We start from the raw sequence: 13,450 nt of genomic DNA on the forward strand, positions 1-13,450 counted from the left end.
ATTGAAGGTACGCGGCTAGGCATAGAAATTCCCGTCATCCGTGTGGCCATCGTACGCATGTATTTCTGATTGAAAAAGCTCACTGACAGGACGACGTGGCTTCGAGAAAAATAATCACAGCAAGCCAGCTTGAGAAATAAAAAAGGGCCTTGCGTTTGCAAGGCCCTTCGCCAGTCAGTTCAGATTAACAAGGTCAAATTAGAACTTCATTTGGCCGGTAACGTAGAACGAACGCATCATTGGATCAGCGTAGCGTGGGTCGAAGCCAACCTGGTGGCCCGACGAAGCGCGCAGCGACAGAGGTGGTTCACGGTCAAACAGGTTTTTGATACCAGCGCGTATCGTGGTTTGCTTATTAAAGGCGAAACGTGCTTGCCAGTCGAACGTGGTGTATGACGGCACTTCCAGGCGCAAGACTTCGTTTTTTCCCGTACCCAGATTACGCACGTTTGCCGCAGCATCGGTGTAGCCGTTACGGTAGTTCACAATCACGGTGTTGCTCAGACGGCCAGTATCCAAGGTCGTCGTCAGCTTCATCAGATTGCGGAACGTGACTTCGTTGGTGTCGCCAAAGAAGTTCATGTTGCTGGTGAAAACATTATCGCTGCCTGCTACGGTGTAGTTGGCGTGCAACATATGCGTACCGCTCAGTTGAGTGGTCAGCTTGCCGAAGTCAAACTTGTGGTTGGTCGACAGATCCCAGTCGATACCACGGTATTCCTTCTTGCCGATGTTTACTTGCAGTTTTTTGAAAGCATAGTAGGTATTGCCGGTCGACGGTTCGGTGTAGGTCGTGAAGCTCGAGGCATACTTCGTCGGGTCGGCAAATGCCTGGTCTTCGGTGATTTCCGAGACGGCATTGCGCAGTTTCACATCCCACAGGTCGGCACCAAACGAGAAGGCTGCGCTCGGTTCGATACGGAAGCCCAGTGTGAACTGTTTCGATTTTTCCGACTGCAGGTTTGGATTACCTTCCGATACCGCATTGTATTGGATCGCTTCTGCGCGGCAGTATGCGGTGCCTGGATATGGGCAAGCGAATGACTTGGCGGTAAAGCCTGCGTTCACCAGTGGCTGGGCCAGGTCCAGCATGCTTGGCGCCTTGAAGCCGGTACCGTAAGAACCACGGATCAGTACGGTTTGTACCGGCTGCCAGCGTGCCGAAACCTTGTAGGTGTTGGCGCTGTCTTTTTTGCCGACAGTTTTGTGCGCCAGCTTGTCATCAATCGCTTTTACCGCATCGTAACGGCCGCCGACAGTCATTTCAAACGACTTGGTCAGCGGTGCCAACAATTCGACGAACGCACCGTAGGTGTCGCGGCTCATATCGTATGCTGGCGAGGTGTTAAAGCTGTAAATGTCTTTGGTGGTGCCATTGCTGTCTGGCGACTGCTCATAGCGGTAGGTGCGGTAGTCACCACCTACACCCAGGCTGGCTTTGCCGCCTGGCAAATCGAACAGTTCACGCGAACCATGTGTGTCGACGCCACGCATGGTGGTCGATGCCGTGCGGATCGAGCCGATGAATTGCGCGGCCGCGATTTGCGATTGCAGCGAGGCTGCCTGTTGCGTTGCAAACGGGTTGAAAGCCGGGTTGGCGATGAGGTCCTGGAACGCCTGGTTCTTGGCGTAGCCGCCCGTGTAGCGCTCGTCGATCGCGTTTTGCGACCAGGTCAGGCCACTTTCGAAGTTCCATGCGCCCAGTTCGCCTTCCAGGCCCACAACCATGTGTTTGGTTTGGGTGATGGTATTGCTTGCGCGCAGGCCAAAATCCGTGCTGCGGTAGTTGGCGGTGATCGACTTGATATCGGCCTGTTGCGCAGGCGTCAGGTATGGCTGAATGTACGTTGCATAAGCGGCTGCATTGTTGAAGACCAGTTCATCCTTGCCGGTTTTCGGGTTGTTTACCGTTTGCGCGATCGAGATCGGAATCGGATTGGCAGCGATACGCGCAGTCAGGTCGTAGCGCGAATAAGCCACTTCGGCAAACGCGTTCAGGTTGTCGTTGAGCTTGTACGTGCCTTTGGTGAACAGACTGTCGCGTTTCGATTGCGGCACGATTTCTACGGTCGAACCGGTGTCGAAGCCGCAAGCGCGTGCGTTGCTGGTGGTAACGTAAGAATTGCTAGGGCAAGCACCGTTTTGCAGCAGGTACGGTGAAAAAGCCGTCGATGCGCTTTTAGGGTTGTTGTAGGCAACAGTGGCGCCAGCTGGGGAAGCCGAAGTGCTAGTGCGATCCCACAGGTAATTGTTACCATTGCGGGAAAATTTCACATATGACGTATCGGCGAACGAGCGGTCAACTGCTTTCAGCGTCGACTGTTCGTCGTGACGGTACGATACCAGCACGTTGAAACGGTCTTCTTCCAGGTTGCCGAAACCATAGGTAACGTTGGCATTCCAAGCGTTGCCGCCTTTTTCTTCCGGGCCGCCGTAGGTGAATTCGACGTTGCCGCCTTGCTGGTTTTTCTTCAGGATGAAGTTGACCACGCCGGCGATTGCATCCGAGCCGTACAGGGCCGAAGCGCCATCGGTCAGGATCTCGACGCGCTCAACCGCGCTCATCGGAATGGCGTTCAGGTTGACGGTGGTCCCCGAACCTTGTGGCGCGATACGGCGGCCATTCAACAGCACTAGCGTGTAGGTTTCGCCAATGCCGTGCAGCGATGCACTGGTATTGCCACCCGAATTCGAACCAGCGGCGACTGCGCCGATGGTAAAACCTTGCATGGCAGGTAGAGCCTGGATCAGGTCGGCTACGGAAGTCGCGCCCGATTTGGCGATCGCTTCTTGCGACAGGCGTTGCACTGGCAACGCGCCTTCAACGGCGATACGTTTGATCGACGAGCCGGTAATTTCAACTTTTTGAATTTGTTCTTCGGCAGCCATCGCGTGGCCAGCCATGAATGCGGTGCCTGCCAGGACAGTCATCGCGAGGCGTACGGAACGTACGCCAATTTTGATTTGTAAAGCCATTGCTGCATTACTCCGATAGTAGTTATTTTAGTGGCAACGATGAACAACATGCGAGCGCCAACCAGATCACCGTGGGTAGGTGATTAGTTGGTATGAGGCAAACAAAAATCCAGTTATCAAAAAACACAGGAATTTGAGCAATAGTGATATGGTATTGCCAAAAAAACATAACTCGCTCATCGAGGCAAGTATTATGTAACGTGACACAAAAAAAATGCACGTTACTGGTGCGTAATTTGTGGATTAATTGAAAATAATAAATATTATTCAGTAATTAATTGAATATATAAACGAAATGAATTGTTTTTCTTTCAAATGGGAAATTTCGAATGGTGTTTTTTTACAACAGTTTGTTAAATAAGCATCGCGATGACGCTTGGATAATGATTTTTATTGCAATATTTTTCTTGTCTCAGTGTAGTCACTTAGCTTGAAATTTGTTTTTTTGCATAGGAATCGTGGCGTGTTTTTACTCAAATTTTTGATAAATAGTCGACGATAGACGTAAAAAAACCCGCCGTAGCGGGTTTCTATTGCAGTGTTTTTAGGGGGCGTCTGGTATTTTTCGCGCTAGTTATAGAGGCTGGAAAACGCCGGCTGCGCGGTTTTTTTGCACATTGTCCCAAGCAAAAATCTGGCCATTCATTGCCACATAAACACCGGCAGGCAAGGTTTGTGCCACGCCGCAGGCAAAGCCCAGGTTGAACAGGGCGTCGGAGTTATCGATTTCATAGGGAATCATGGCGCCCGTCAAAATCACCGTTTGCTGCAGGTTCGCCGCGCCCAGCACTTGCGCCGTTTCGCGCATAGTATCGGTGCCGTGGATGATGACGATGGCTTTTTCCTGCGCGGCGCGGCACGAGGCCAGCACGCGTTGACGGTCTGCATCCTGCATGTCGAGCGAGTCGAGCAGCGGCAATTGTTCCAGCGCCACGGGCGCCGTCATGCGCGCACGGGCGATGGCAGCCGGCAAATGACTGTCGGAAAAGCCCAGGGTGCCGTTCAATTCGTTATAGTGTTTGTCGAAAGTGCCGCCAGTGGCGAGTATGCGCAAAGTCATGATGTGGTCACGATGTCAGTGGAGAATGACGCGCATGATAGCGTGAATAGCGGACCTGAGGCGAATGGAGCTTGTTGCGGCGCCTGGAAAATTCGGCCATCTGTGAGTACACTTGATTCTTTGCCTCGCCTACCGGCTGGACCCCCGTATGAAAGCGCTCGCTCCCGGCACCGTCATTTTTCACCGTCACCGCGGTTACGGCGTGATCACGTCCGTCAATTTGCTGACGGGGTGGATCGCCGCCCGTTTCGGCAGCGAGGCGCGCACTCTGGACTTGAATCTGTCGACCGACGACGTGCAATTTGCCGATGGCGAAGCTATCCTGTTCCGCCGCGCCCCGCCAGACCGCATGCCCCATGCGCGCCTGATGGCCATGGTGCGCGAACTACACCGCGCCGGTTATCAAAAACTGTATCTGTATGCCTGGCCGAAACCGTCCGGCCTGCACTGGCGCTGGCATTTGTTTACGGGCCCGCGCGACTGGATGCAGAGGCCGTGGCGTGAAGGCTGGTATGGCTCGGGCGCCGATTACAACGTCAATCCCGTGATGGGCTGGGGCGATACGCCAGGTGCTTCTACAGGCGAGCTGATTGATGCACTGGCCCGTTTCGATCCGCAAGGACTGGCCCAGGCCCTGGGCCGCGATGAAGACCACGCAGCCTGGTTTGCACAAGTGTGCGACGCCTTGTTGCCCAACTATATGTATAGCCTGGACATGCAGCGCCCCGATGGCGGCCCCTTGCAAGACATGCCGCCCGTACCTGTTATTGGCGTGCGTGCCGGCCTGGCGCCGTATGCGGGCCCCACCTTGCCCTGGCCACCGGGCTGGGCCGGCTTGTGGACGGGCACCCACGTGCTGCCCGCACCAGCCATCAGCATCACGGGCGAACCCGATTTGCTGAAGGGTTTTCAGCGCTCCTGAGGCTGCTGGCGCGCGTGTTGCAGCACCTCGGGATTAAGCAGACGCGTGCATTGCCCCTGTTCAAAATCGACGATATTTTGCAGTGCATAACGGAAATATAGCTCATAGCTGTCGCGCTCGACATAGCCCAGGTGCGGCGTGGCCAGCACATTCGGCAATTTCAGCAAGGGCGAGGTGGGCGGCAGTGGCTCATTCGTAAAGACATCGAGTGCCGCCGCGCCCGGGCGGCCTGTCGGTAGTGCCGCTTCCAGCGCGCCTGTTTCCACCAGTTCGGCGCGGCTGGTATTGACGAACAATGCCGTCGGCTTCATGCGCGCCAAGTCTTCTTTGGTCACCAGTCCACGCGTCTTGTCGGACAGGCGAAGATGCAGGCTGAGTACATCAGCCTGTGCAAAGAATGCTTCGCGCGATTGGGCTGCTGTATCGCCGGCCGCTACCGCTGCCGCACGGCTGGCCTCGCTACCCCAGACCAGGATGTTCATGCCGAAGGCGCGGCCATAGCCGGCGATCAATTGGCCGATCTTGCCATAACCCCAGATGGCCAGGGTGCGTCCCTTGAGTACCGTGCCCAGGGTGTTCAGTGCAGGTTCGATCGACGAGGTTTGCCACAAGCCCTCTTTCAGGTGCTCTGCGTACGGCAAGATCTTGCGCTGCGCCGCCATGATCAGCGCCCACGTCAGTTCAGCCGGCGCCGTCGGCGAACCGACACCTTCCGCAATCGCAATGCCCAGTTCCGTGGCGGCTGCCACATCGATATGGCCGGCTACCTTGCCTGTCTGTGACAACAGCTTCAGATTCGGCAGTTTCGATAGCAGCGCGCGGTTGAAACTGCTGCGTTCACGTATCAGCACCAGCGCATCGAATTGGGCCAGGCGGATCGCCAGCTGGCCCAGTCCGCGCGCCGTATTATTGAAGACCTTGACCTCATGCCCATCGACTAATTTGAAACAATCGAGTGTACGTACAGCATCCTGATAATCATCGAGTATGGCTATTTTCATGGTAGATGGCAGATTTTATGAAAGATTTGGTAGGGAAATAACACGATACGGAAAATGCTGAATAGCCTACTACATTAGTCAAGCTATCTTCCTACATTTTTGCGAGAATAGCTGTTTTGCGGGTGTACAATCGCCGGCACTTTTAATGATTCCTGATCTGTCATCAGGCGCAATACCGTTGCAGCCGCCTTGGGGCATGATCAAGGAAACAGCCGCTGGCGCCTGCGCCGCGGCCGACACGACACCAGAGCCCGCCGGCGTGATCTACCCGCCCGCAGTGAGCCGCAGCCACCTCTCAACGATGCTGCTTGTCTTGCCGGAACGACCAGAATTTCTTTTATTGGTATTGGAGGTAACATGAATCAGCCCGTCATGAGTGGTGTCGCCGCACTCAACGTCCCAGCTTACATCAAACAACAGAAGCTTATCAATTGGGTAGCAGATATTGCTGCGCTGACCAAGCCGGAGCGTATCTACTGGTGTGATGGCTCGCAGGAAGAGTACGAGCGCCTGTGCGCCGAGATGGTAGCCAGCGGCACCATGAAAAAGCTGAACGCTGAAAAGCGACCGAATTCCTACCTGGCATGTTCCGACCCCAGCGACGTGGCCCGCGTCGAAGACCGCACGTATATTTGCTCGGCCACCAAAGAAGCGGCCGGCCCGACCAATAACTGGACCGAGCCTGGCGAAATGCGCCACACCCTGAACGGCCTGTTCGATGGCTGCATGCGCGGGCGCACCATGTATGTCGTGCCATTCTCGATGGGCCCGCTGGGCTCGCCGATCGCCCATATCGGCGTGGAACTGTCCGACTCGCCTTACGTCGCCGTCAACATGAAGATCATGACCCGCATGGGCCGTGCCGTGTATGACGTGCTGGGCACGGATGGCGAATTCGTGCCGTGCGTACACAGCGTGGGCGCACCTCTGGAAGCTGGTCAGCAAGACGTGAAATGGCCATGCAACAGCACCAAGTACATCGTGCATTTCCCTGAAACCCGTGAAATCTGGTCCTTCGGTTCCGGTTACGGTGGTAATGCGCTGCTGGGCAAGAAATGCTTCGCGCTGCGCATCGCCTCGAACATGGGCCATCAGGAAGCGCAAGCATCCAATGACAATCCGGGCTGGTTGGCCGAACACATGCTGATCCTGGGTGTGGAATCGCCGGAGGGCAAGAAGCATTACGTGGCGGCAGCGTTCCCTTCGGCTTGCGGCAAGACTAACTTCGCCATGCTGATCCCGCCTGCCAGTTTTAACGGCTGGAAAGTAACTACCATCGGTGACGATATCGCCTGGATCAAGCCGGGTGCCGATGGCCGTTTGTACGCCATCAATCCGGAAGCCGGTTACTTCGGCGTGGCGCCGGGCACCAACGAAAAAACCAATTTCAATTGCATGGCCTCCATGCGCGACAACACCATCTTCACTAACGTGGCGCTGACCGACGATGGCGACGTGTGGTGGGAAGGCTTGACCAAGGAAGCCCCGAGCCACCTGATCGACTGGCAAGGCAAGGATTGGACGCCAGCGTCCGGCACCAAGGCCGCCCATCCGAACGCGCGCTTTACTGTTGCAGCCACGCAAAACCCAGTGATCGATGCGGCCTGGGACGACCCGGCCGGCGTGCCGATCTCGGCCTTCATCTTCGGCGGCCGCCGCTCTACCACCGTACCGCTGGTGACCGAGGCGCGCAACTGGGTCGAAGGCGTCTACATGGCAGCGACCATGGGTTCCGAAACGACAGCCGCGGCCGTAGGCCAGATGGGCATCGTGCGTCGTGATCCATTTGCAATGTTGCCATTTATTGGCTATAACATGAGCGATTATTTCCAGCACTGGCTGGACATGGGCGTCAAAGTGGGCAAAGTGAATGCGGCAGCCCTGCCAAAAATTTACTGCGTGAACTGGTTCCGTACCGATGAAGCAGGCAAATTTGTCTGGCCTGGTTTTGGCGACAATATGCGCGTGCTGAAATGGATGCTGGAGCGTATCGAAGGCAAGGCGGGCGGCGTGGAAAACCTGTTCGGCACCACGCCGCAATATGGCGACCTGAACTGGGATGGCTTGCCATTCACGCAGCAACAGTTCGACACCATCACCTCGATCGACAAGGCCGCTTGGGTGGAAGAGTTGAAATTACATGCAGAGTTGTTTGAAAAACTCGCGTATCATCTGCCGCAAGAATTGGCAGATCATAAGGCCGCGCTGGAGCAGCGCCTGGCTGACTAAGGAGTAATGTGGGGGAGAAACACGCCGGCAAAGACCGGCGTGCGATAAATGACACGCTGGCAATGACTGGCGTGCGTTAAAAAAGAGGAACGGCGTGGATTGCATGAGCAGTCCACGCCGTTTTTTAATTCTATTTGAGAATGTAATGCCTACCTTGAATGGCAGAAAATGAATAAAGTCTTATCGGGAATAATCGCCTTGGTCACAACTTTACTCGCTGGCAGCGCTCACGCAGATCATTTCCACGACTGTGAGCGGCCAGACTATGCCAAACAGTATGCGACCAAGTTTGGCGATAAATTGGATGATGGTGTAAAGCGTGCCGATACGTTGATGCGGGCACATCAGAAAAAAGTGTCGCTGATGAGATCCGCTTTGATACAGGCCGGCGTATGGTCAGAAAACGATGCCGATATTTTCATGAAAAATATCATGCAGGCAGACGAGGGACGGGCGCTGGAAATGGAGCGAAGAAGCGTGGGCGAACGCCTGGATGCCGTGATGTCATCGCCAGCCTGGAAATCCGCGATCAGTGCGCCAGCATCGACAGTGGATCATGGCATCTGTCTACATGGGCCGCGCGTACTGGAAGAAACCGAACTTGTTTTTCGGACGATGGAAAAGGTGTTTCAGTATAAGGAAGCGCAGATCGCCTTGATGGCCAGCGAAAAAAATGTGGCCTTGCCTGTGCTGGATTGAGCACTTTTTCCCGACCATCAACGCCATGCTGAAACGGCGCGCATTGCATAGGCAATCCGCGCCGTTTTTCATGGGCTTGCAGAATTACTGTTTGAGCAGCGGCCCCAGGTATTTACCCGTCACGCTGGCCGCATTCAGGGCCACGTCTTCCGGCGTGCCGGTAGCGATGATTTGCCCGCCGCCAGCGCCGCCCTCAGGGCCCAGGTCGACGATCCAGTCGGCCGTCTTGATCACGTCCAGGTTATGCTCGATGATCACCAGGGTATTGCCCTGGTCGCGCAGGCGGTGGATGACTTTCAGCAGCAGGTCGATATCGTGGAAGTGCAAGCCGGTGGTCGGTTCATCGAGGATGTACAGGGTGCGGCCCGTGTCGCGCTTGGACAGCTCCAGCGACAGTTTCACGCGCTGCGCTTCGCCGCCCGACAAGGTGGTAGCGCTCTGGCCCAGCTTGATATAACCGAGACCCACGTCCAGCAGGGTTTGCAGCTTGCGCGCGATCAATGGCACTGGCTTGAAGAAGGTGTGCGCATCTTCCACCGTCATGTCCAGCACTTCCGTGATGTTCTTGCCCTTGTATTGTACTTCCAGCGTTTCGCGGTTGTAGCGCTTGCCGTGGCAGACATCGCAGGGCACATACACGTCGGGCAAGAAATGCATCTCGACCTTGATCACGCCATCGCCCTGGCACGCTTCGCAGCGGCCACCCTTGACGTTGAACGAGAAACGCCCGGCGCTGTAGCCACGTTCCTTGGCCGTCGGCACGGTCGAGAATAAATCGCGGATAGGCGTAAACAAGCCCGTGTAGGTGGCAGGGTTCGAACGTGGCGTGCGGCCGATCGGCGCCTGGTCGACGGAAATGACCTTGTCGAAATGTTCCAGGCCACTGATGGACTGGTGCGGCGCCGGTTCCGTTTGCGAACCATATAAATGGCGCGACAGGGCCGGGTACAGGGTATCGTTGACCAGCGACGATTTGCCTGAACCGGACACGCCCGTGACGCAAGTCATCAAACCCACTGGCAAGCTCAAGGACACGTTTTTCAGGTTGTTGCCGGTCGCGCCAGTAATCACCAGCTGCTTTTCCGGATTGCTGGCGTGGCGCTTGGCTGGCACGGCGATTTTCATCTTGCCGTTCAGGTACTGCGCCGTCAGCGATTTCTTGTTCTTCAGGATGTCTTGCAAAGTGCCTTCGGCAATGATTTCACCACCGTGCACACCCGCACCGATCCCCATGTCGACGATGTAGTCGGCCGTGCGGATGGCGTCTTCGTCGTGCTCGACCACCAGCACGCTATTGCCGATATCGCGCAAGTGTTTCAAGGTTTCGATTAAACGGTCATTGTCGCGCTGATGCAAACCGATCGACGGTTCATCGAGCACATACATGACGCCGGTCAAACCGGAGCCAATTTGCGAAGCAAGACGGATGCGTTGTGCTTCGCCGCCCGACAAGGTATCGGCGCTGCGGTCCAGCGACAGATAATCGAGGCCCACATTGTTAAGGAATTTCAGGCGCGAAATAATCTCTTTCACCACCCGGTCGGCGATCTCTTTCTTGGCGCCCGTCAGCTTCAGTTTTTCAAAGAATTCCAGCGTCTCGCGCAGCGGTTTTTCCGCTACTTCATAAATCGCCCGCTGCTGTTTGCCGGTACCCACTTTGACGAAGCGCGCTTCCACGCGCAGGCGCGCGCCGTGGCAGGACGGGCATTGTTTTTCATTGATGAACTTGGCCAGTTCTTCCTTGACGGCCATCGAGTCCGTTTCGCGGTAGCGGCGCTGCAGATTGTTGACTACGCCTTCAAACGTGTGTTCCTTGATGACGGTACGGCCGCGCTCGTTCACATAGGTAAATGGGATCGTCTGCTTGCCCGAGCCGTACAGCACCACTTGCTGCGAATTCAAGTCCAGCTGCTCGAATGGCATATCCAGGTCGAACTCGTAAAAGGCGGCCAGGTTCGATAGCATCTGGAAGTAAAACTGGTTGCGGCGGTCCCAGCCCTTGACGGCGCCCGAGGCCAGCGACAAGTTAGGGAACGCGACGATGCGTTTCGGGTCAAAGAATTCTATGTGGCCCAGGCCGTCGCATTCAGGGCAGGCGCCCATCGGGTTGTTGAACGAGAACAGACGCGGTTCCAGTTCCTGCAGCGAATAACCGCACACATTACAGGCAAACTTGTTGGAATACACGTGTTCCTTGGCCGTATCCATTTCATAGGCGATGGCGCGGCCATCAGCCAGGCGCAGAGCCGTTTCGAAACTTTCCGCCAGACGCTGTTTGATCTCGCCATTCACTTTCACGCGGTCGATCACCACATCGATCGTGTGTTTTTCCGTCTTCTTTAATTTCGGGAGGTCATCGACTTCATATATCTTCGCCTCATGCGTGCCGCTCTGTACGCGAAAACGCACAAACCCTTGGGCTTGCATCTGCTCGAACAAGTCCACATGTTCGCCCTTGCGGTTGGCTACTACGGGCGCCAGTATCATCAACTTGGTGTCTTCCGGCATGGCCAGCACGGCGTCGACCATTTGCGACACGGACTGGGCCGCCAGCGCGTTTTCCGGGTGATCGGGGCAATACGGCGTCCCCACGCGCGCATACAGCAGGCGCAAATAATCGTGGATTTCCGTGACCGTGCCCACCGTCGAACGCGGATTGTGCGAGGTGGCTTTCTGTTCGATGGAAATGGCTGGCGACAGGCCTTCGATCAAGTCCACGTCCGGCTTTTCCATCAGCTGCAAAAATTGGCGCGCGTAGGCTGACAGCGATTCGACATAGCGGCGCTGCCCTTCTGCGTACAGCGTATCGAAGGCCAGCGAGGATTTGCCGGAGCCGGACAGGCCGGTAATCACGATCAGCTTATTGCGCGGCAAATCGAGACTGATATTCTTGAGGTTATGCGTGCGAGCGCCGCGAATGCGGATCTGTTCCATGTGATTGCCTTGCTTTCAGTATATGGTGCGGCCAGCGTAGTGCGGGTAAGCGCGGATGGGAGCCACAAGGGGTCAACCTGTTACTATAGCCGGGTTTTGATCTGCATGCCTGAGGCGCCCACAGGGGAATTTCGTCAGCCCTGTTGTACGCCCCGACAAAGATTGATATGGATGCGTGCAGACGTTTAAACACTGTATATAATACCAGTATTCAAGTTTCTTGTTTTCACCTGCCGTGAAAAAAACAGGCTGCCGCACGCTAGCTGACGCGTCCAGAAAGCGAGTGCCTTGCGTCGCCTGGTGGCTTATAATTCTCGTTTAGCAAAAAATCCAACGCACGGGAATTCCGGCTCCCGCTGCAGTTCATCAGGAGTTATTCATGGCATCAGTCAACAAAGTCATCATCGTCGGCAATCTGGGCCGTGACCCGGAAATCCGCTACATGCCGAGCGGCGACGCGATCGCCAACATCGCCGTGGCCACTTCGTACAAATCGAAGGACCGCAACACGGGCGAGCAAAAAGAAGTGACAGAGTGGCACCGTATCTCGTTTTTCGGCCGCCTGGCTGAAATCGTCGGCCAATACCTGAAAAAAGGTTCCTCCGTCTACGTCGAAGGCCGTCTGCAAACACGCAAATATACGGACAAGGACGGCGTCGAGAAATACGCAACCGACATCGTCGCCGAACAAATGCAAATGCTGGGCGGCCGTTCCGGCATGGGCGGCGATGCTGGCGGCGACGACAGCTACGGCGGTGGCGGCGGCTACGAAGCCCCAGCCCCACGCCAGGCCCCAGCCCCCCGTCCAGCCCCGGCCCCCGCCCCCCGCCCGGCACCAAAGCCAGCGCCGAACTTCTCGGATATGGATGACGATATTCCGTTCTAGCGAGAACTTTTAGTAGGTTGTAATTAACTAGCCCGTATGCCTTTAGCTACGGGCTTTTTTTTATTTGCATTTATTTTTGTTTCTGATAACGTAGTTTACGTCGGAACTTTTTAAGGTGTAAATAGCTGATGCCCTATTCAGTCGAAACTTCCGTCTTTTCGACCGGCGAGCGCTTCGTGCACCTCATCGACTCGGACACACAGCTCCCGCACTTTGAGACGACGGTCTTCAACATGAAGATGCTGCGTGGAAGGCGGTTAGCTTCTGCTACGATTGAGCAGGCTCTACGAGCGATCAAGATTTTCCTGCTGTTCTGTGACATGCGGGACATTTCGCTTTCGATACGTATGCAGCAGGGTTTTTCGCTTAGTACGGACGAGGTCGATGATTTGCTGCGACTTTGTCGGTTACCGCTGGCCGCTATCGAGACGATGGTACAGGTATCCAATGTCGGGAGTGACAGTTGCTCATCAAAGCGGCTTAAATTGTTTCCCGGCCCCAAATCGGAGGCTGAAGTAGGGAGTGATTGGATCAGCAATCGTATTATTTACATTCGTGATTATCTTTCCTGGTTAACGGATGCGCAGCGTAGTCGATTTTCACTTGACCATGCACACTATTTGTCGTTGACCGAACAACGCCACACTGTGTAGTGGTTTAATGTACCCGGACACTGATTTAGGCGAGAATGCTCGCCATGGAGAGGTGTTTGATGAGCAAGCAAAGACGTACGTTTTCCCCTG

The 13,450-nt window shown here is 55.5% G+C and carries 9 protein-coding genes; 5 read left to right on the forward strand and 4 right to left on the reverse strand.

What is annotated here, in order from left to right:
• Positions 1-198: 198 nt before the first annotated feature.
• Together HDE75_RS25710 and HDE75_RS25715 are read right to left on the reverse strand one after the other, a co-directional pair.
• Positions 199-2,976 carry a TonB-dependent receptor gene (locus tag HDE75_RS25710; protein WP_183682677.1) on the reverse strand — a complete coding sequence of 926 codons (2,778 nt, stop codon included), beginning with the start codon at positions 2,974-2,976 and terminating at the stop codon, positions 199-201.
• A 574-nt stretch (positions 2,977-3,550) separates the two neighbouring features.
• Positions 3,551-4,036, reverse strand: coding sequence for an asparaginase domain-containing protein (locus HDE75_RS25715; RefSeq protein WP_034781194.1), 486 nt, complete (start codon positions 4,034-4,036; stop codon positions 3,551-3,553).
• A 148-nt stretch (positions 4,037-4,184) separates the two neighbouring features.
• Here HDE75_RS25715 and HDE75_RS25720 point away from each other — a divergent pair, with 148 nt between their 5' ends.
• Positions 4,185-4,958: an L-asparaginase gene (locus tag HDE75_RS25720; RefSeq protein ID WP_183682680.1), complete on the forward strand. Its 774-nt coding sequence runs from the start codon at positions 4,185-4,187 to the stop codon at positions 4,956-4,958.
• Here the strand turns inward: HDE75_RS25720 and HDE75_RS25725 are convergent.
• Positions 4,946-5,959 (reverse strand): D-2-hydroxyacid dehydrogenase family protein, encoded by a 1,014-nt coding sequence (locus HDE75_RS25725; protein ID WP_183682683.1) that lies wholly within the window; start codon positions 5,957-5,959, stop codon positions 4,946-4,948. The genes HDE75_RS25720 and HDE75_RS25725 overlap by 13 nt on opposite strands.
• 357 nt (positions 5,960-6,316) lie before the next feature.
• Between HDE75_RS25725 and HDE75_RS25730 the strand changes: the two genes are divergently transcribed.
• Positions 6,317-8,188: a phosphoenolpyruvate carboxykinase (GTP) gene (locus tag HDE75_RS25730; protein WP_183682686.1), complete on the forward strand. Its 1,872-nt coding sequence runs from the start codon at positions 6,317-6,319 to the stop codon at positions 8,186-8,188.
• Between the two features lie 168 nt (positions 8,189-8,356).
• Positions 8,357-8,887 (forward strand): hypothetical protein, encoded by a 531-nt coding sequence (locus HDE75_RS25735; RefSeq protein WP_183682689.1) that lies wholly within the window; start codon positions 8,357-8,359, stop codon positions 8,885-8,887.
• Positions 8,888-8,971: 84 nt separating this feature from the next.
• Here the strand turns inward: HDE75_RS25735 and uvrA are convergent, their stop codons facing one another.
• A complete protein-coding gene (gene uvrA / locus HDE75_RS25740; protein ID WP_183682692.1) occupies positions 8,972-11,821 on the reverse strand; it encodes an excinuclease ABC subunit UvrA in 2,850 nt (949 codons plus the stop codon).
• 379 nt (positions 11,822-12,200) lie between these two features.
• On the opposite strand from uvrA, the gene ssb reads away from it, so the two are divergent.
• Both ssb and HDE75_RS25750 read left to right on the forward strand, forming a co-directional pair.
• Positions 12,201-12,707: a single-stranded DNA-binding protein gene (gene ssb / locus HDE75_RS25745; RefSeq protein WP_183682695.1), complete on the forward strand. Its 507-nt coding sequence runs from the start codon at positions 12,201-12,203 to the stop codon at positions 12,705-12,707.
• Positions 12,708-12,835: 128 nt separating this feature from the next.
• Positions 12,836-13,360, forward strand: coding sequence for a hypothetical protein (locus tag HDE75_RS25750; protein WP_183682698.1), 525 nt, complete (start codon positions 12,836-12,838; stop codon positions 13,358-13,360).
• The last annotated feature ends 90 nt before the right edge of the window (positions 13,361-13,450 follow it).

Source organism: Janthinobacterium silvisoli (genome assembly GCF_014200725.1).
Lineage (GTDB): Bacteria > Pseudomonadota > Gammaproteobacteria > Burkholderiales > Burkholderiaceae_D > Janthinobacterium.